The 19,659-nt window shown below is 58.7% G+C and carries 14 protein-coding genes and 1 pseudogene; 3 read left to right on the top strand and 12 right to left on the bottom strand.

Annotation, left to right across the window (positions count from 1 at the left end; all coding sequences use genetic code 11):
• Positions 1-70: 70 nt before the first annotated feature.
• The 9 genes from ACWGS8_RS33960 to ACWGS8_RS33920 all read right to left on the bottom strand — a co-directional run bounded on the left by ACWGS8_RS33960 (position 71) and on the right by ACWGS8_RS33920 (position 10,166).
• Positions 71-1,111 carry an extracellular solute-binding protein gene (locus ACWGS8_RS33960; protein ID WP_454585014.1) on the bottom strand — a complete coding sequence of 347 codons (1,041 nt, stop codon included), beginning with the start codon at positions 1,109-1,111 and terminating at the stop codon, positions 71-73.
• A 28-nt stretch (positions 1,112-1,139) separates the two neighbouring features.
• Positions 1,140-2,267, bottom strand: coding sequence for an ABC transporter ATP-binding protein (locus tag ACWGS8_RS33955; protein ID WP_454585013.1), 1,128 nt, complete (start codon positions 2,265-2,267; stop codon positions 1,140-1,142).
• Positions 2,249-3,652 (bottom strand): amidohydrolase family protein, encoded by a 1,404-nt coding sequence (locus ACWGS8_RS33950; protein ID WP_454585012.1) that lies wholly within the window; start codon positions 3,650-3,652, stop codon positions 2,249-2,251. Before ACWGS8_RS33950 ends, ACWGS8_RS33955 begins: the two co-directional genes overlap by 19 nt.
• On the bottom strand, positions 3,649-5,298 hold the full coding sequence (locus ACWGS8_RS33945; RefSeq protein ID WP_454585011.1) for a class I adenylate-forming enzyme family protein: 1,650 nt from the start codon (positions 5,296-5,298) through the stop codon (positions 3,649-3,651). Before ACWGS8_RS33945 ends, ACWGS8_RS33950 begins: the two co-directional genes overlap by 4 nt.
• Entirely contained in the window at positions 5,295-6,134 is an 840-nt protein-coding gene (locus ACWGS8_RS33940; RefSeq protein WP_454585010.1) for a MaoC/PaaZ C-terminal domain-containing protein, read from the bottom strand. Before ACWGS8_RS33940 ends, ACWGS8_RS33945 begins: the two co-directional genes overlap by 4 nt.
• Positions 6,131-7,054 (bottom strand): SDR family NAD(P)-dependent oxidoreductase, encoded by a 924-nt coding sequence (locus ACWGS8_RS33935; protein ID WP_454585009.1) that lies wholly within the window; start codon positions 7,052-7,054, stop codon positions 6,131-6,133. Before ACWGS8_RS33935 ends, ACWGS8_RS33940 begins: the two co-directional genes overlap by 4 nt.
• Positions 7,054-7,455 carry a Zn-ribbon domain-containing OB-fold protein gene (locus tag ACWGS8_RS33930; protein WP_454585008.1) on the bottom strand — a complete coding sequence of 134 codons (402 nt, stop codon included), beginning with the start codon at positions 7,453-7,455 and terminating at the stop codon, positions 7,054-7,056. The genes ACWGS8_RS33935 and ACWGS8_RS33930 overlap by 1 nt, the downstream gene beginning before the upstream one ends.
• Before the next feature lie 13 nt (positions 7,456-7,468).
• Positions 7,469-8,599: an acetyl-CoA acetyltransferase gene (locus tag ACWGS8_RS33925; protein WP_454585007.1), complete on the bottom strand. Its 1,131-nt coding sequence runs from the start codon at positions 8,597-8,599 to the stop codon at positions 7,469-7,471.
• A gap of 337 nt (positions 8,600-8,936) precedes the next feature.
• Entirely contained in the window at positions 8,937-10,166 is a 1,230-nt protein-coding gene (locus ACWGS8_RS33920; RefSeq protein ID WP_454585006.1) for a serine hydrolase domain-containing protein, read from the bottom strand.
• Positions 10,167-10,351: 185 nt separating this feature from the next.
• Here ACWGS8_RS33920 and ACWGS8_RS33915 point away from each other — a divergent pair, with 185 nt between their 5' ends.
• Both ACWGS8_RS33915 and ACWGS8_RS33910 read left to right on the top strand, forming a co-directional pair.
• Positions 10,352-11,209, top strand: coding sequence for a MaoC/PaaZ C-terminal domain-containing protein (locus tag ACWGS8_RS33915; protein WP_454585005.1), 858 nt, complete (start codon positions 10,352-10,354; stop codon positions 11,207-11,209).
• Positions 11,210-11,326: 117 nt separating this feature from the next.
• Positions 11,327-12,187, top strand: a complete 861-nt coding sequence (locus tag ACWGS8_RS33910) for an IclR family transcriptional regulator (RefSeq protein WP_454585004.1) — start codon at positions 11,327-11,329, stop codon at positions 12,185-12,187.
• 608 nt (positions 12,188-12,795) lie between these two features.
• On the opposite strand, the gene ACWGS8_RS33905 is transcribed toward ACWGS8_RS33910, so the two are convergent.
• Positions 12,796-13,965 (bottom strand): M24 family metallopeptidase, encoded by a 1,170-nt coding sequence (locus ACWGS8_RS33905; protein ID WP_454585003.1) that lies wholly within the window; start codon positions 13,963-13,965, stop codon positions 12,796-12,798.
• Positions 13,966-14,908: 943 nt separating this feature from the next.
• On the opposite strand from ACWGS8_RS33905, the gene ACWGS8_RS33900 reads away from it, so the two are divergent.
• Positions 14,909-16,129 carry a GlxA family transcriptional regulator gene (locus tag ACWGS8_RS33900; protein ID WP_454585002.1) on the top strand — a complete coding sequence of 407 codons (1,221 nt, stop codon included), beginning with the start codon at positions 14,909-14,911 and terminating at the stop codon, positions 16,127-16,129.
• Between the two features lie 791 nt (positions 16,130-16,920).
• Here the strand turns inward: ACWGS8_RS33900 and ACWGS8_RS33895 are convergent.
• Together ACWGS8_RS33895 and ACWGS8_RS33890 are read right to left on the bottom strand one after the other, a co-directional pair.
• Positions 16,921-18,690: an NAD(P)-binding domain-containing protein gene (locus tag ACWGS8_RS33895; protein ID WP_454585021.1), complete on the bottom strand. Its 1,770-nt coding sequence runs from the start codon at positions 18,688-18,690 to the stop codon at positions 16,921-16,923.
• Between the two features lie 523 nt (positions 18,691-19,213).
• Positions 19,214-19,659: pseudogene (locus tag ACWGS8_RS33890) on the bottom strand (acetyl-CoA C-acetyltransferase); the annotation flags it as partial.

The following is a 19,659-nucleotide window of genomic DNA, read 5'->3' as shown; positions in this document are numbered from 1 at the left end:
GCAGAGCTTGGGTTCGGTCCTGTCTTTTTCTGCGGTCATGTCGCCGAATGTGCGAGCAATAACCGTTTAGCTAACGCCCGAGCTTCCACTCCTGCCAACGCTGCGCTACAGCATCGCCGTTCTCGAACCACCATTTGCCGTTCGACAGTAGCTGCCGATCTTTGTTGTTGGGTGAAGTTGGCATTTTGTCCTTGAGCTGTTCAGGCAGATACTGGGCCATCTGTGGGCTATTGCCTGGGTAGAAGACCCGTTCTGCTTGCAATGCCTGCTTCTCAGGTACGGTCCAGTCGTGCAGGGCTAGCATTGCCGCCTCCACCTCCGGGGCCGGTGCTCCCTTCGGCACCACCCACCACGCAATGTCGAGCAAAGCTTGGTTATAATTGAACTCCAGCTCAGGCCTGGGCATGATTCGGCCATTCCAAGCCATGCAGTAAGCAACTTCGTTGTCTGCAAGTAGCGTTGCCGCTTGTTGACCCGACGTCCACCACACGGAAACATTAGGCGCAATCCGATCGAGGGAACGGAAGGCACGATCAACATCCAGCGGATAGATCTTGTCCAACGGAACGCCATCAGCCATCAATGCTGCTGGAAGCACGGATTCGGGTTCATCTCGCAGGCAGCGCTTTCCGGGAAACTTTTCCACGTTCCAGAAATCTGCCCAAGACTCAATTGGCTGAGTTCCCTTCTTCCAAGCCATGCCAGTCGAGAAGTAGCTCTGCCCAAAGGCGTAATCCTGCCGCGTTTCCGGGAATATTGGCAGCGGATTGATCAACTTCCAGTTGAGCTTCTCTAACAGACCAAGAGAGACTGCCTGCTCTAACGTCTGGCTATTCATGTCCCATAGCGAGGCCGCGACGTTCCCAGATTCAACCATGGCACGAAGTTTGCCGAAGCTGGTCGGCGAAACGTAATCGATCTGGATGCCGGTGCGTTCGGCGAATGGCTTGAAGAATGCCTCGACCGAAGCGTCGTGGCTTGCGCCGCCGGAATCTCCGACGACAAATTTCTTCGCAGGCTCACTCACTGCCATCGTTGGGTGAACCACTGTTGCGACGAAAAGGCATGAGATTGCCATGGCTGCTGCTGTGAAAAGACGGTCCATTGTCATTGAGCTCTCCTCCGGGGTGACATGATTGTTACTTTTCACTGTCCTGGAGAAGCCACCCATCTTCAGGTTTCCAGGTAATACATACGCGATCCCCCGGCGAGAACCTCGGGACCACGTGCTGACACGATGCGACTAGGTTAGTGCCGATGGACGGCTCCTGCATAGTGTAACGGACGATCTCACCCTGATAGACTACGTCCGCAACTTGGCAATTGATGCCGAACCGGCCGGTTCGGACGTTGGTGGCTGGTTCGAGGTTGATGCGCTCCGGCCGAACAAGCATGGTCGCGCGGCTTCCGAATAATCTACTGCCAGAAGGGAGTGGCAACTTTATTCCGCCGTCGAGGGTGAGAACCGCGTCGTTGCCCTCTCGCGCCACAGCACCGTCAAGCAAGTTGGCGACGCCGAGAAAGCCCGCCACGAAGCGATTGGCAGGCTGCCTGTAAAGCTCTGCCGGTGTGGCTATCTGCTGGATGACGCCTTGTGCGAGTACAGCAATGCGGTCGCTCGTCGACATTGCCTCGTCCTGGTCATGCGTGACCAGAATGGTCGTCACGCCCAACGTGCGCTGCAAGCGGCGTAGTTCGGTCCGGACCTCTTCACGAAGCTTCCGGTCGAGCGCGGCCAGAGGTTCATCCAGCAGCAGAAGCCTCGGCCCGAATACCACCGCGCGCGCGATGGCGACCCGCTGCTGCTGACCGCCCGAAAGCTGTGAAGGCTTCCTATTCTCCAGGCCATTCAGGCGCACGAGGTCAATCGCCCATTCGACGCGCGCCTTGATGTCACGCTTGTTGATGCCGCGTACGGCCAAAGGGAAAGCGATGTTGCCAGCCACCGTCATGTTCGGGAACAATGCGTAGGACTGGAAAACCAGACCTATGTCGCGTTGGGCCGGGGGGACGAGTGTGACGTTACGTGATCCGATCATGATGCGGCCGCCTGTCGGTTGGACAAGTCCGGCAATCAGTCCCAGGAGAGTGGACTTCCCGGAGCCGCTTGGGCCGAGAATGGAAAGGAACTCACCCTCGGCTACCGTGAGATCGACACCCGCGACGGCAGATACCCCGCCGTAATCTTTGCGTAGCCCCGAGACCTCGATTACAGGTGATCGACTGGCTATTGCTTTTTCATCGCAAATTAATTGATGACTGGCCATGACATCCTCGGAACATAACCCGCCCTACTGAGGACACGCCGAGCCATCGCGCGGGCCGAGGCTAACACAGCTTCCTGATCCAGTTGCGTTGATTGGCCGTTGAGGAGCACCAGCTTTCCATTGACAAATACCGTCGAAGCGAGCGTGCTATGGCCGGTCAATAACAGCTCTTGGACAGGATTGATGCCCGGCAGCGTTTCGGGCTCTCGATTGCTTCTGATCGCGATATCTGCCCTCTTGCCGACCTCAATTGAGCCTATCATCTCAGACAGTCCCACTGCCCTGGCGGCGTGCGTTGTCCGCATTTCCAAGAGCCGCGTTGAGGGGATGTAGTGCTTGTCCTGCCTTGCAGCCAAGTATCCGATGTGTTCCAAGCCGCCGAAGGTCCATACCTTTGCTACGTCGACCCCAAAGACGACATTGCATCCGCGGTCGATAAGCTCTGGAATACGCGACTTCTTGTCGGAGTTGATGCCATAGTACATCGCGTTCCCAGGGTGCCAAACCAGGGACATGGCAGAATCGAGAATGACAGGAATTTCGTCATCACGGATCACGTTCATATGGACAAACAGGCAATTGGGGCCGAGTAATCCACGTTGAGCAAAGTAGACCATGCTGCTACCGCCGCCGAGGCGAGCGTCATCGCGCTCGGCCTGTTCCAGCGTGAAGTTGTGGTGCATGGTGAACGTCACCCCAGCAGCATCAGCGCACTCCTTGGCGGCGCGCATCAGGGGCTCCGACTGCGAGCCCTCCCCGTAAATTGCCACGTGTCCGCGAACGAGCCCGTAAGGATCCTTGTTGCGCGCCAGTTGCCCGCCCAGAACCTTGAACGCACGCTCGGAGTCGTTCGGAATGCGTGCCGTCTTTGAGGGCCGAGAATTCCCGGCATCGCTCACGTCCCAGAGATAGGGATCTGCTAATCCCGCTCTAACACCTACCGATTCTACCGCTGCAGCTGCCGCATCGGGCTCATAAACGGTACCTGGCTCAAGAAAGAAGGTGTAGCCGTGTCTGAGCATCTCGAGACCAACGACCTGAGTTTGGATATACTCGTCCTCAGCCTCGAGTTGGTTCGTCCATTCGGAAAATGCTAACGGCACTGTGGTTTTCGGGTCGTCAGGCGCAATTCCCCGGATGAGGTGAATATTCGCGTGATAGTGGCAATCGATAAAACCGGGATGGATCACGGCCCCTTTAGCGTCAAACAACCGGCGGGGTCGGAAACGGCTAGACAGCTCGGCATCACGACCGACGGCGATGATCGTTTTGTCATTAATCGCAACCGCACCGCAGCTGTAGACGGTGCGCTCGGCGTCCATTGTAACGAGGTAGCCGTTGCGGATTAGGGTGTCACAGGATTCTGAAACCGGTTTGCCCGTCATAATTTGCTGCTCCCGTCGACAATTGATTTCGGCAATTCGCGATCCCAACAGTCAGCCCGAAGATCGGGCTTCTCCTCCTTGAGTTGCCGCTTGTCGACGCGTTCCGAGGGGGTACGCGGAAAGTTCTGCCGGTATTCGATGAAGCGCGGAACCTTGAAAGGCGCTAGATTACTGCTGCAGAAGGCGGCGATTCGCTCAGGCGGCAATTCGGAGGGGTTGATATCATCGACGAGTAGGATGTAGGCCTTGACCTCCTCGCCGCGGATTTCATCAGGCACCGGAACGACCGCCGCATCCTTTATCTCAGGCATCTGGCGGAGAACTGTTTCGACCTCTGCCGCGGAGATATTCTCGCCCGATCGCCTTACAACGTCTTTCTTGCGGCCTTTGAAATAGACGAATGAGCGCTCATCGCGCATGACCAAATCGCCCGAGTGGAACCAGCCATCGCGAAGCGCCTCCTGGGTGGCAGCAGACAAGCGAAAGTAGCCACTGAACAATCCGGGACCGCGAATTAGCGCTTCGCCGATTTGTCCCGGCAGCAAATCCCTGCCCCCATCGTCGACGATCCGCAAGTCGACCTCTGGCGCCGGTATGCCAATTGATCCCGACCCGATCATTTCGTCATGCATGTGCCAGGGCATACGGCAAATCGTGCCGGCCTCGGTGGAACCATAATTGTCCAGCCAGGGAAACCCGAACCGTCCCACCAGCGTGGCGTGAAGATCCGCGGGAACGGCAGCGCAGATCGCATGGTCCACACGATGCGCCCGTTCAAGAGGATGCGGCGGCGATTTGGCGAGCAGCACTGGCATCGACGCGATGGCATGAACGCGCGTAACGTCAAAGCGATGAACGATGTCCCAGTATTTCGAAACGCTGAACCGGCGAGCAACCACCAATGAGCCGCCTGATTGAAGCATCATGAGAAGGAACAATGCTGGATCGGCATAGAAGAATGGTCCGGTGGAAAATGCACGGTCGCGACCACCTGGTACCATACGTATGTCGGTATCGATCGATCGCAGCCAGCGTTCGTGACTGAAGATGCACCCCTTGGGCACGCCGGTCGTGCCCGATGTGTAGAAGATCGCGATCATGTCATCGCGCTTGCATTGGGCGGCGCGCAGATTGAATGGTGCGGAGCCGCGCTCCGGTGTCGGGAGCGCACGTGGCTCCTGCCCGTCCAACGTGACCACTAAGCAGGGGTTCGGAAGACTTTTGGCCAAGCGAGCGAGTAAATCGCCATTTCCGGGTTCGGTGATCAAGACAGTTGGCTCGCTGTCGCGGAGGATATACCCTGCGTCGTGCTCGCGCGCCGTAGGATTGATCGATACGAGTATGCCCCGGTTGGCCATGGCGGCGAACAATGCAACGAGATATTCGGTGCGGTTGCCGATCGCGATCGCGACACGGTCGCCCGGCTTGATGAGGGGGCGCAGATAGGCAGCGAAGCTAGAGGTTAGCTCCATGAATTCGGCGCGGCCTACAGTCATCCCGTCCTCGAACACAAGCAGCGGGCGGTCACCGTTTCGATCACACCCCGTGCAAAGCAGTTCGATCAGTGTCTTGGCAGAGCAACCGCTCCACGGCGCTCCGGCATTCAAGTGCGACACAGCTGCGCCGAGCTTTACGGCCTTGATCATGCTGCAACCTCCGCCCATCCATTGCTAACGATCCTGGTGCCCGCGCGGTCGACCGCCTCGAACACATAATTCTTGGCCTGAAGAGTTGAGGCAGCAGGGCCGAGCCTCACGGAAATCGTCTGACCCGGCTCCATCAAGAGCAAACCCGAGAAGCGCATAGCTAGCCTGCGCAGCCGCCGCGAGTCCCCTCCGCAGCACAGGTCGACCAGTGCGCGGGAAACGAAGGCCATCGTGCAAATGCCGTGAACGATCGGACCCGGCAGACCGAGCGCCTTCGCCGCGTCCGCATCGAATGTATACGGACTCCGGTCGCCCGAAGCCTCTGCAAACCGCAGCGTTTGGTCAGGATCAAGCGGATAGACCAGCGTCGTGGCGAATCGATGCTTGGCACCGACTCCGCCATGGGCCGGCGCCGTCCGGCCCCAATCCTGGGCCGCGAACGCACCTTTTGCCAGACTGTATTGGAAATGCTCCGCGATCAGGTCCTCCCGTTGATCCTTCATGATCGCGTGAGTCACAACCACTGTGCCGATCGAGCGGCGCTGAACGCCGATAACCCGCGCCTCCGTGAGCACTGTTATATCCGGCTCGATTGCGCGGTGAAGGATGAGGTCATGTTCGCCGTGGAATGCGAAGCCGGCGAAGACGGCGCGCCTGGCCCTGCCGATCACATCAAGCGCCGGCACGACCGCGAACACCGGCGGCGCAAGCATCCCTTCGACGTGAGATGGAACCGTGTCATTGGTTGACCGCGCAAAGGCGACGATTTGCTGCTTATCGATACCGAAACTTTCGATTGCCGCCTGGCCGCCAACCTGATCGAAAGCCCACGTCACGAATAGAGCCCTCCCTGATGCGCATGGAGGTCAGCTATCAATTCCTTCCCCGACGGATGGGTAATGAGCCGGGGCGGAACCTCCCGGTCCAGATCCTCGAAAGCCCATTGTCCCGAAGGATTCATCAGATCGCTGACAACCTGCGGCAGGGACAGGATAAGCAATCGGCTGCCATAGACTTGAAACAGTTGCCCATTCGCCGGACATTCCTTTGCGGCAAGCCACGCGACGACCGACGACACATTGCTCGGGTCCAGCGGGTCGAAGCCGTTCTCAACGGGCGCCGTCTGAATCGATCCGATCATACGGGTGCGTGCCGATGGCGAGACCGCGTTCGAGCGCACGCCATAGCGACTGGCCTCGATCTCGATCACCCGAGAGAGTGCGACGATACCGAGCTTTGCTGCAGCATAATTGGCTTGGCCAAAATTTCCCCGATATCCGGAGACGGAGGACGTGTGGACGATGGAGGCGTTGATCTGGTGGCCAGCCTTCGCACGATCTCGCCAGTAGGTCACCGCATGCTTGGACGTCGCCGCGTGTCCCTTCAAGTGAACGGCGATCACGGAGTCCCAGTCACTCTCTTCCATATTGACAAAGGCGCGGTCCCGAAGAATGCCTGCATTATTTACCAGAACGTGCAGATCTCCAAAGGTCTCAATGGCGAACCTGACCATATCCGCCGCCGCGTCCCAGTCAGAGACGTCATGGCCGCTCACTACCGCCTCGCCGCCTCCAGCGCGTATTTCTGCTACAACTTCGTCAGCGGGCGAAAGTCCAGTTTGCGAGCCGTCGAGGCCCACTCCGAGATCATTGACGACCACCTTGGCGCCAAGGCCCGCCAGCATCAGCGCATGCGAACGCCCGAGACCCGAGCCGGCGCCGGTGACAATGGCCACCCTATCTTTCAGACGCGTCATTAAGCAAAACTCCGGGAGTATGGTTCAAAGACAGGCAATCGAGGCTCACCTCCGCGTTCCAGCCACGCCACTCTGACCCTGTCTCCGATTGAAGGCTCCCCATTAATCAGTCTGGTCATCAGGCGTGGCCCCTCGTCGAGCTCAACGATTGCCACCGAATACGGGGGGGGCAACTCGGGCAAGACCTGCCGCCATACCTTGGTCTTGCTGAAGACCACACCAAGGCCCGAAGCTTTTACCCATTCGAGGGTGTCAGAGTGGCAAACGACGCAGAATGGGCGTGGATAGAGACTGTTCTCATCGCAATTGCGACACCTCTGTATGACCAGCTCGCAACCCGATGCCGCCCGCCAGAACGGGGCAGAGAGAGGGTCCGAATATTCTACTATGACATCCGTCATGGCGATGCCCCTTTCAGTTTGAGCCAAGGACGAGGGTGGCCGCGGAACCAAAGCAGGCTCCACCGATACCGTGAACCACAGCAAGCTCGGGTTCTCTGACTTGGCGCACTCCCGCTTCGCCGCGCAGCTGGCGTACCGCCTCGACAATCAGCAGCAGACCAAGCATCCCGGGGTGGTTGTACGAAAGTCCCCCACCCATTGGGTTCACCGGCAGCATACCGCCGGGGCCAATCCGCTCGGGGCTTGCGAACGCTCCTCCTTCCCCCTTTCTACAAAAACCAAGATCCTCCAGTTGCATGATCACCGCGATGGTGAAGTTGTCGTATAGGAGGACCAAGTCCATGTCGTCGGGCGCGACACCGGCCATTCCATACGCGTGTCGGGCCGACTCGACGCCCGGCGTGATTGTCGGGTCGGGTATCTGACTGACCATCCAATGGGTGACCTTTTCACCCATTCCCAGCACTCGTACGGCAGACTTGCGCGCATCGCGCGCCCGTGCGGCAGTCGTTACGACGACCGCACCGCCGCCATCTGTGACCAGACAGCAGTCGAGCGCGTGCAAAGGCTCCGCCACGTAGGGTGAGTCCATAACCTCTCCCCTCGTCAGGGGCGTGCGAGCCCATGCCTTCGGGTTCGTGGCGGCCCAGGCCCGAGCGGCAACGGCAACGCCAGCCATCTGCTCTGCCGTAGTGCCATACTGGTGCATGTGCCGCGCGGCAATCAATGCGTAATTGCCGATGGGGCGTGGCAGTCCGTACGGGGCTTCGAATTGCCCGCTGAGCGAGCGATCGCGTCCGACGTTGCCGCTGCGCGAGCGAAGGCTGCGCTGCCTGGACGCATATGCAATCAACGCCACTTCACAGCGTCCGGCTCGGACCGCGGCGAAGGCGTGGTGCACATAGGCCTCGAACGAACCGCCGCCGATATCCGTGCTATCGACGTAGCTGGGCTCAATACCAAGATACTCGGCGACTTCCGCGACCGGCTGTCTTCCAGACACGCTAACGAACAGGCCATCGACATCACGCAGGGTCATTCCCGCCTCGTCGAGCGCTTCGCGGCATGCCAAGGCAATCATCGAGAGCTCGGTCTGATCTGCGACTTTGCCGAGGGGAGCTTCGGCAACGCCGGCGATGAACACCCCCCCTCCACTGCTTGTCATAATGCCCTCCCCCACGGTCGTTCCCTGCTGCAGTTGATGGAGAGAGCCTACAACGGTGCTTAGCCGCCTGTCCAGTATATTTCCGCTATGTGAAAATTAAAATGTCGATATGCGGGAAAAATCGCCACCAGAAGATGACAAAATCGTGCAGAGTTATCGTTGACGCCAAGCAGCATTGTCAGCCCTTGTGATTGAGGGCCGTACGCTGCCGCCCACCCGATGGATTCCGAACAAACGAAATAGGCTACGAGCGGCTGGCGAGCCTCTGGTCCCGTGAAGTGATCCCAGGCACCTAGGCTAAAAACTATTCCGCGGCTCAGCGTTTACTCAGCGCAGCTCGGATCGCAAGCAGAGCAACTCGATCGTCAATCCAACGTTGATTGACGGTGTCGTCGTCGGGAAAGGCGGACAGCTTAACTGCCGCAAACTCAGCGCAGGGATCGACATACAGGGTCTGTCCGCCATGGCCGCGCGCCCAAATGGTGCGACGGCGGGTGTCCTCAATCCACCACTGGTTATGGTAGGCACCGCTAGGCAGCAATTTGCGCATTTCTTCTGGGAGCTCGACTCTACCGTTCCGAGTCGCTTCTATCCAACCGGAGGGAATGATCTGTCGGCCACCCCAAGCACCCCCCTCAACCAGCAGTTGGGCAAACCGCCCCAAGTCGCGGAGCGTTGCGCACAAGCCGCCGCTAGCAATCGCGAAACCGGCGTCGTCCACAACGATATAGGCGTCCTCTTCGGCCCCCATAGGCCCCCAAAGCTCATAGCTCATCAGGTCGGCCAATGACATACCGGACACCCGCTGCAAAACGAAGCCCAGTACGCAGGATTCGATCGAGCGATAATTAAACAGGGCACCGTGTGACCGCTCTGCTTCATCAAGCGAGAGGATCAGCTCCCAATATGTTCGCGGCCAGCCCGGCACAGGCTGGCGGTACCAACCAGCGTATAGGCCCTTCTGCATGTGTGAGCCTTCGTTCAGCGATTCGTCGAAAATCACACCGCTTGACATGTCGAGAACCTGCTGCACCGTTGCTCCCCGATACGCTGTCGAAGCGAGTTCCGGCAGATAGTGCGTGACTGGCTTGCGGACATCCAGCAGCCCTTTATTCATCAGCATTCCGGTGAGCGTCCCGGTGAACGACTTTGTCGCCGACATCACGAGATGCTGGTTTTGCGGGCCCAGGCAATCATTGTAATACTCAAGGACGATCCGACCTCGATGCAACACCAAGAGCCCGTCTGTAAAATTCCGCTCAAGAAAGTCGGCCACCGAGCGCTTACCATCGGGGAAACTGACCACAAGCTCCCCCAGCGACTGAAGCGACTCGGGCAGTGGCCGCACGGGCCCAGAACCGCGCCATATCGGGGCAGTTGTCGTCATTTCGCGCACGTGCTGGAAGGTCCAACGGTTCCAAGGCGACATGTCCCAGCCCACTCGCGGGATGAGCGGCGCACCTGGGTTATGTGGATCTCGGGGCTGCATGCCGGTCATGTCCTCACGTTGAGCGTCGCCAGCAGCTACCACAATGGCATCCTCCACCGGTCCCCCTCAGCTGTTGTAGTCAAGGGGTAAGGCTATAGCGGCGGTTAGCTGCCTATCTAGCAGATTTCCACTATACGGTAAAAGGCTTTCGATATACGGGAAACGTGTTATGAAGCTGAGGCGAGGCGTTCCGGTGCCACGGCCGAAATAGCGGCCTGAGGACAGACAGGGAGTCACTACACGTGAAGAGCGACATTGTACGCTGCTGGGAATTCGGAGACATTAGGCAGGAATACGAGAGCCGCGACGCGATTCTGTATGCCCTCGGCATCGGCTTAGGAGGACACCCGCTCGATGCGAATGAGCTGCGTTTCGTGACCGAGAGCAGGCTGGAACATCCACTGCCGACATTCGCCACGGTGCTGGCCAGGCCACCGCTGGATGAGCTGTTCGAGGCTGGCGAAATTGATCGCGTCAAGGTAGTGCAAGGCGAACAGCGTTGCGTGTTCGATCGGCCGCTACCCCTTGCCGGCGAAGTTGTCGGTCGCGCCACAGTTACAGGTGTATGGGACAAGGGCGCTGGACGAGGCGCCTTGATCAGATGGGATCATGAGCTGTTCGACGCCCACTCGGGAGAGCGCTATTGCCTGTCACGCAGCATAACTTTCGCAAGGGGCGACGGAGGCTGCGGCGGGGATACAAAACCACCTCCAGCGCCCCATGCCGTGCCAAGCGGGCCAGCGGAAGCATTCTATGACCATGCCACCGTTCCCCAAGCTGCCCTGATTTACCGGCAGCTGGGCGATCACAATCCTCTGCACAGCGATCCTGAGGTGGCACTTAAAGCGGGCTTCGGTCGGCCGATTTTGCACGGGCTCTGTACCTATGGTATTGCGGGATGGGCTGTAATCCGCACATTCCTGAACAGCCGGGTGGAAAATCTCATGGAGCTTGACTGCCGCTTCTCGAAGCCTGCTTTTCCCGGAGAGACTCTGCGGACCGAAATGTGGCGGCATACAAACGTTATAGCGTTCCGGGTGCGCGCGCTGGAGCGGAACGTTATTACTATCGACAATGGCCGCGCGCTCATTCAAAACTAAAAATCGGCGTTTGCACGTCGTGTAGTGAATGGGCTTCGCTTCAATAGTGAGAAAAGTGTTTAGTTGTGTTTTCCGCCTGTGATAATATTCGGAGTCAGCCCTATCGGAGAAGCGAAGGTGAGAACCGTAACCGGTGAAATGAATGGCGAGCCCCGTGCGCTGGCGCGGACGACCTCAACACCCAAGACAGGCCGCAATTCAGATCGGGCCGCGGAAGGATCAAAGAGCCTGCGGCGGGCGCTTCTCTTGTTGCGCACGGTTGCCGCGCATGACGACAGGGGCATGCGGCTGACGGAGCTTGCAAGCTCGACCCACATGCACACAACGACGACGCACAGGCTGCTTTCGGCACTCCAAGACGAGCGGATGATTTCGTTCGATCCCAACACGAAGCTCTATAAGCTTGGCCTTGAGATGCTGCTCTTCGCCGAGTCGGCCCATCGCATGACGATCAAAGATCAGTTGCATCAGGTTCTCGTGGCGTTAGCGCAGGACTGTGGGGAGGACGTTCATTCGATCGTTCCGGCAGGCGACGATCATGTGCTAATAGACAAGGTCGAAGGCACAGAACTGGGGCGCATTACAAGCCCAGCGATCGGGTGCCGTCGGCCGATTGGCGTTGGCGCCGGTTCCATCGCCCTTTTGACCGCTATTTCAGATGCGGAGGCACGCAGCCTCTACGAGCGTAATTTGCCTCACTTGGCCAATATCCGGTGGACGACGCCTGATCGCATCTGGCGCGATATTGTTGCCGCCCGTCGCCGGGGCTTCTCGGTGGTAAAGGGCCAATTGTTGAAGGACGCGACCGCAATCAGCGTGGCAGCACTTAACAACGTCGGGGAGCCGGTGGCAAGTGTTACTGTATTTGGACCCAACTCCCGGCTGGGACGTTCAAAATACGATTTGATCGCCGATCGGATCCGGCAGCAAATTGTAGCGACGGGCAAATTCCACACTCCTCTATGCTCACCCTCCTGACTCGCCCATCTCTTGGCTGCGATAAGCGCGTGGTTGAGCGCTGACCTTGATAGCGCGCGAGTTCGAAAATTGGCCGTTGTCTGGCATTGCTGAAAAAGGTCGGGAGATCACACATTCACAGAAGTGTCGCCGGGACGGGGAGTCCATGTACCGGGCCTGGCTATCAACCGGGCGCGGCAGGGAACCGTCGGTAGGCGAGAACAAGTCCGATCCGCGCGCGACGGATGAAGGGTTATATCGGATCCGATGAGATGCTGGCGGCGGTCAACAAGTACGGATACGATAAGCTCATATTGCCAGCCAGCGACAAAACGGCCTGATCTCTGCAGGGTTGAAACAAATCCGCGAAACGACGCTCTGCGCCTGGCCCTGCCAGGACGATTGAGGGAGCATCCGCGGCCACGGTGCCCTAAGCTCCTGGCGCCGAAGGGTTTGGTGCCGTGCTCGGACCCTGTGAGAAAACAATGCTACACGGGCGGTCGCCATGGCAGGGAGAAAAAGCCCCCTGTGGCAGCGGAAATGCAGATTACGCCCATTAGCCCTTCGTTCACCGGCACATTATTGTATTCATATTGTTTCCATTACCCTCGCACGTCCGGTGACGAGGCTCAGCCCAACGTGAAGAGTTGCCGCGGCGCCTTTGTGAGAACCTCGACGCCGGATTCGGTGACGCGAATGCTTTCGCTAAGAACGTAGCCGAAATCTTCCTGGACCCAGGAACCGAGATGCAGGTGGAAGGTCATGTTCGGCTCGAGGACCGTTGTATCACCCAGCTTAAGGCTGGTCGTCTTTTCCATCCAGTTGATACCGATGGAGTATCCGGCCCGAGATTGCTTCTTGAACCCGTGCTTCTCGGTCGTGCTGTGAATAATCTTGGCAACTTCGCCGCTAACGGCGCCCGCATGGATAACATTCAGCCCCGCCTCGAGACCGGCAAGCTGCGCTTCATGGATGCGCAGCAGGCGGTCGGACGGTGCGCCGAGGGAATAGGTCCTGCAGATCGGGACGTGGTAATCATGTCGTACGCCGGCGATCTCGAGATTGACCTGGGAACCCTCCCGCAGGGTATCTTCGCTCCAAGTGGTGTGCGGGTTCCCTATGCGCGATGTGGCGCACAGGAAGGGAGTTGCGATCCAAGTTCCAGGTTTGCCGTTCGCTCCGCGGGCGAGCGTTCCCACAATTTCGGCGATGGCGTCTGCCTCGCGCATGCCGGGGCGCATGACTTCCGCAGCTCTAAGCACACCGGCGTCGGAAATCGCGGCGGCCTCACGCATGACAGCAATCTCGAGATCGGACTTGAGCGTGCGTATGCGGGTGACGACGTTCGAGAAATCCTCGATGCGTGACTGCGGCAGGCGGCTTTTGAACTTTTCCACCGAGTCGACCGTCAGATTGCATAGCTCAAGCCCAATGCCGCTCTGCCCCAGTCCCTGGTCCAAAAGGAAATCAATGACCGCGTCGTAACCGTTCTTGTCCGGATCGCCCATCAACTCTTCCGAGTAGCCCACGATGCTGTCGCGTTCCATGAAGGTCTCCTGCACGGCCGCGGCAACGTCCATCCAGCGTAGGATAAAGATCGGCTCATCCCGCGAAGCAAGGACGACGACGCCGCGCGTATCATAAGAGTGAGCGACGGATCCCGTCAGGTATGTCACATGTGCGTTGTCGGTGATGACAAGCGCGGCGATGTCACGCTCAGCCATCCTCGCCTTCGCCGCAGTGAGCCTGCGTAGATATTCCCACCGCGGGAAAACCTGCGGTCCTTTAACTACCGGCATAAAAACTCCCTCGGATTTTCTCTCAGGGCGGGCCGGCCGGGGCTCCCTGCCTGCAGCCGTTTGCCAGGTTACCGCAATATTGATGCCGTCTCCTGGCGTGCTTGTAGGTTGCAGCTACAGAATTCTGAGCAGGCAGGCGCTAAGTCAACAGTTCAGGCGCGAGATTGCCTCATGCGAGCGGTCTGGCGGCTCCCGCTATTCCTTAGCGAACGCCGTCTCCAGGTCCGCTCGCTGGCGCAACCAGGGGCATCCTATCTCGATTCACGATAGATGCGATCCACAGATTGCATTTGACACGATCACCCGCCCCTCGGACGGTTGGGCCATTTCGTATGCCAAGTGGGGGGCAGTTCTGGAGCAAGAGATGTACAACGTTGACGTGTTCCCGTGAATCTGCTGGTCGAGGCAACTGAATGGCGCCGTTAGCTGCATTAAAGGGTCCACGATATCGCGTTATGTGACCGTCTGGTATTGACCAGATCGAGACCGGCATAGGGGCGTCAAGCGCTAGCCCTCCGAAACGCAGAATGTCTGCTTCCTTCGCCGCAAATCGACGAAATGCACTCTCGTCCCAATAGTATTGAAGACGCTGCGAAACCTTCGGCGATGTAGATCACGCCGCGGACGCGGGCTAGTTGGATTCACCTAGCGTCGCACCCGCCGAAGCCCTTTTCTCCGTACGCGCAGAGAGGAGATCGAAACTTATCGCCAACGGAACAGAACCGGCTGACTCCCCCGAGCGGGCGCGTCGCGTTCACAACCACATGCGCTCGCAGGAACTGAATGATCTTCAGAGAACACAATGCAAATCAAAGTCCTTCAGAATACATCATCATTGGACGGCGTTATCGGCCTTTTGATCACGGATCAGCTGACGCGCCTGAGCCACCGAGATATCGCACTTAAGCTTCGGCCAACTCGGGCTGGACTCTGTTGACCAGGCATGGATGAACAGGGCATCGATGGTCAATATGACGATAAAAGCGCGCCGCCCGGAGAAGTTTCGCCTATTACACGAGAGTCGTTACTGTTCCGCAGGGTCGCAGGACCGCATGCAACCACGGACTTCTTTTGTGTCGCGCCGATGGAATACGTTCGCCAGCGCGAACGCAAGAGATGTCAAATGAACGCTCTTTTTCCACCAATCATTCCTCCGAGTTCAGGAGAGCGGCACAGCACAGGAGGCGCCTTTACTTCGCGCCACGATTTGGCTGCTTATCGCATGGTCATCCTGCTCGTTCCCGGGTTTTCGCAGTTGACTTTATCATCCTTCGTTGAGCCGCTGAGGGTCGCGAACTCGGTCTCATGTCGCGCTTTCTTTGAATGGATCGTGGCGAGTTCGGACGGCCGGCCGGTTGTATGCGCCAGCGGAATATCTGTGTGTCCTAACAAGTCGTTCGCCGAAGTCGCGTCAGACCTGCAGCGAAGCGACAGGCCGAGCGCCGTAGTGGTGTGCGCCGGTGCAGGCGTGGAAAGCCACCCACTGGCATCGCTGACGAATATCCTACACCTATGCCGAGGGCACAGAATTCCCATTGCAGCGCTGGGAACGGCCACTTGGCTCCTCGCCAAGAGTGGCATTCTGAACGGCACTTCCTGCACGATTCATTGGGAAAAGCTGCCAGCACTGTGCGAAACCTTTGACCGCCTTCATGTCACCGACTCATTATTCGTATGGGATGGAGACATTGTGACCTGCGCTGGTGAGCTTGCGTCTTTCGATCTGGCCTTGGAGCTGATCCACCACAATCTTGGCAAGGAAAGCGCAGCGGCCGTTTTCGAGCACACAGGCGCGGGCCAATGGCGCTCCGGGTCCGAAAAGCAATCCTCCATCGGCGCTAAATATGCTGGTCTGAGCAAGAGACTGGCTGAGGTCGTTCGACTGATGGAGCAGCACGTCGAAGACCCGCTTTCCATGCGCGACATAGCGAAATGCGTCGGACTTTCGCCGCGTCAGATTGAGCGGCTATTCGTGCAGTATGTATCCTGTCCACCGATGCGGTACTATCGGCGCATGAGGCTCGAATGGGCCAAGCGCCTGATCGAGCAAACGAACATGCCTTTTCTGGAAATTGCAGTCGCATGCGGCTTCATCTCATCGTCCCACTTCTCTAAGAGCTTCCGCGAACTTTTCGGGAAGGCCCCGAGCGCTTGTCGTGCTTGACAGGTGGGCGTCTGGTTCCGACCTTACTACGAGCCATGCACAACGGTCTCTGCCCTCTCGGAATGCCGACAAACTTGGGTGATAGGTCACCCCGGCGCCGCGATCCCTTGTTCGTTCGCCATCCTCTCGGATGCTCGTACGTCAGCGGTACTTCTCGAGGGCGGAACTGTCATGAAGGTCGCCGGATTGAATCGAGCGATGCGATTTGCCAGTTCTGGTCGACCCCGCAAGGATCAAAAATCCTCGCCTTGGCAGCCCTCTAGTTCTTCGAGGCGCGTCCCGTTATACGACCGGCGATTCGTCTTTGTCGCGCCTGCTCAACATTTCCAGGGACGCTCTGGCCCAGGCCATCGGCTCAGTCTGCGGTCCATGAAATAGAACCCGATTGGCCGCCAAGGCGCGGCGATTTCGCCCCAGCACGGGCATTGATCGTTCCTCGCATGTTGCGGCGTGAAGGAGTATGTGCCGGCCGTCTCATATCAAACATCGTTGGCGCGGCGGGCGATTGTGTTGCCATAGCCTCGGCATTCGGCAACGCGGACGGCGAGTGTATGGGTGGTCTGCTCGGGTCCGGCGTGACGGCGAAGTTTCCTCAAGCTCAATCACTGCATCGCGGCTTTCTAGATCCGGGATCCTGCGCCCGTGCGATGGACTGTATACCCCATCCTGCTGCTCATATGCTTGGCTGCCATCGCCTTTGTTGACGAATGCGAACTCACAGCATCAACGTGCCGGCGAACTCGTCGGCGCCGGCATCTAGCCGGCGCCTTGAAGAGAGCATTTGAACGGCGTCATCGTGTGGATTGTGCCCTCGGCGATCGGTGGATCGTCGCAGGCCGATGAACCGATATCGAGAGATTCTCAAGCCGCGCCTTAATCTGAAGAGCGAGGTGCAATGAGTAGATACGCGATTGCGACAGGCTGCCGCCGTGAAACCACAGACCCTCCTGCGCAGTCGGTTTCCACATGTTCTTCAACTCCCCTTCCCAGGGACCCGGGTCCAATGCTGTATCGGATCCGAGCCCCCAGCAATGGCCCACGCGGCGCTCACAATCCTTGGAGATCAGCGTACCAATCCAGCTTTCCATTGGTTCAAAGCCGGTGGCGTAGATGATGGCATCTGCATCAAGTTCTAACCCATTGCTGAGGACCACCGACCTCTCCTTGATTTCCTGGATAGTGGTCCCGCTCCTCACTTTGATCTGGCCATTGATGATCAAGTCCGAGGCGCCGACGTCGAGGTAATATCCGGAAGCACGTCGAAAATATTTTCCGTTCACGCCGGTATTGTCCTCGCCGAAATCGAGAAGAAATCCTGCAGATCGCAGCTGCGCATAAAACGTCGCGTTCTCCCGTTGGTCCTTGTCGCAGTCTGCTCTGTCAATGCTTTCCCTGGCCCGGAATGGCATCGAGGCCGACATCAGGTCACGACGCTCAGTGCTGAGATCAGGGCTCTGAGGGTTTTGGGGGATCCTGAGGACGCTGGTCGACGAGCGCTGGACCATAGTTACATCGGCATTTGCCGCCCACAGATCAACGCATATGTCATGCGCGGAGTTGTTAGAGCCCAGTACGACAACGCGTTTACCGGCCAGCGTTGCTCCGTCCCGGTGCTCGCTAGAATGATATTGCACGCCTGCGAACAATTCAGCCCCCGGCAACATCGGAGTCTTGGGCTTTCCGGAGAGGCCAGTGGCGATGACGAGTTGCTTTGGCCTTAAGATCTCTATGCTGCCTTCGCGCTCAACGTTGACAATCCATTCCTTGTTCTTGTCGTCAAAGTGCGCACTGCGAACGGTTGTAGAGCACCATATGTTAAGTTCCATAACTTTCGCATACATTTCCAGCCAGTCGGCAATCTTGTCTTTCGACATGTAAATCGGCCAATGGCTCGGGAACGGAATGTACGGAAGATGGTTTGACCAGACTGGATCATGCAGATTGAGAGACTTGTAGCGCTGCCGCCAGGCATCGCCCGGCCTCGGCAGCGCATCAACAATCAAAGTGGGAATACCGAGCATCTTCAGCCTGGCCCCTAGTGCCAACCCTCCCTGCCCCCCACCTACAACGAGGCAATAGGGCTGGACCTCGGTGCCGAGTGTTCGCTCCTCCCGCTGGCGCTGCTCAAGCCAGGTCAGCCTTTCCTTACTGGCCGTATGCTCAGCTCCGGCCGGACGACGCGGCCCGGACGGCTCTTCAAAGCCCTTCAGTTCGGTCATTGACGTGAGGAGCGTCCAGCACTTGCCTTCACGGAGCCGGATATAGCCCTTGCCTCGTGCGGTCGCTGTCTCAAAATCAAACGCGCTCTCGAGTCGCCCCCCCTCAGTCTTCGATTCTCCCTCACGCACTATCGAGATGCTGCCGACTTGGTCGAGCTGTTCATGCAGCATCTTTGCAATGGCGGATCGGCCGTCCATTGTCGCAATCGTCCAGGTGAATGCGACCAGATCCCGCCAGTAGCACTCCTCGGCCGAGAACATCGACACTGCCGCCTCGACGCGCCCTGTATTGAGAGCCGCTTCGAATGCTGCAAGCCATTCCTCGACCTGATTGTTGCCCATGCTAATAGGTTCCTCGCCGGAGTGCCGCTTAATTTCTGAGGTGAGGTCAGTCAACGTCCAAGCTCCTATTCGGTTAAAAGAGGCGGCTAGCGGGGCGCATGTGCGCCGTTCCCGCGTAACCACTGGTTTTCTTGGAGTTAAATCTAGCAGCGTTGAACCGGCGGGGAGCGTCGATTTCTCGTCGAAGGCGCAGGAACGCCGCATTCCGGCCTTAACTGCGCAGAATTCCGGCGCTTGCTCGGCAAAGCACAGGAGCAAAGAGCCGACAAACAGCCCAGAGCGCCCTGCCGGCTGGGAGGATACCAGCGGGGCGCGCCGCTATAGGTCGCGGTCTTGGGACGACCGGACATGGCGGCCTGTCTGCACCGCCCGTCGACACGAACGCTGCGTTTGGAAATCGGCAGTGGCGCGGGGGATCGCACCCCCGCGCTCTCGCAGAACCGTACGGGACACTCTCGCGTCATACGGCTCCCATTGTTCGGCCGCGTCCGAAGCCCGTTAGCTACGCACAAAGCGAAATGACTCAGTCCATTGCTTCCACGCACAGGGCGACACCCATGCCGCCGCCGATGCATAGCGTGGCGAGGCCTTTCTTGGCGCCGCGGCGGCGCATCTCGAAGACCAGCGTGTTGAAGACACGCGCCCCCGACGCGCCGATCGGATGACCGATGGCAATCGCCCCGCCATTGACGTTGACGATGGAGGTATCCCAGCCCATGCCCTTGTTGACGGCGCAGGCTTGTGCGGCGAAGGCCTCGTTGGCCTCGACGAGGTCGAGATCCTTGACCGACCAGCCGGCCTTCTCCAAAGCCTTGCGCGAGGCCGGGAATCGGGCCGGTGCCCATGATCGCCGGATCGACGCCGGCGGTTGCCCAGGACGCGATGCGCGCCAGCGGGGTGATGCCGCGCCTTGCGGCCTCCGCTTCGCTCATCAGCAGCGCGCCGGCCGCTCCGTCATTGATGCCGGAG

Source organism: Mesorhizobium sp. 43Arga (assembly GCF_053714255.1).
This window is presented reverse-complemented; position numbering and strand designations above follow the sequence as displayed.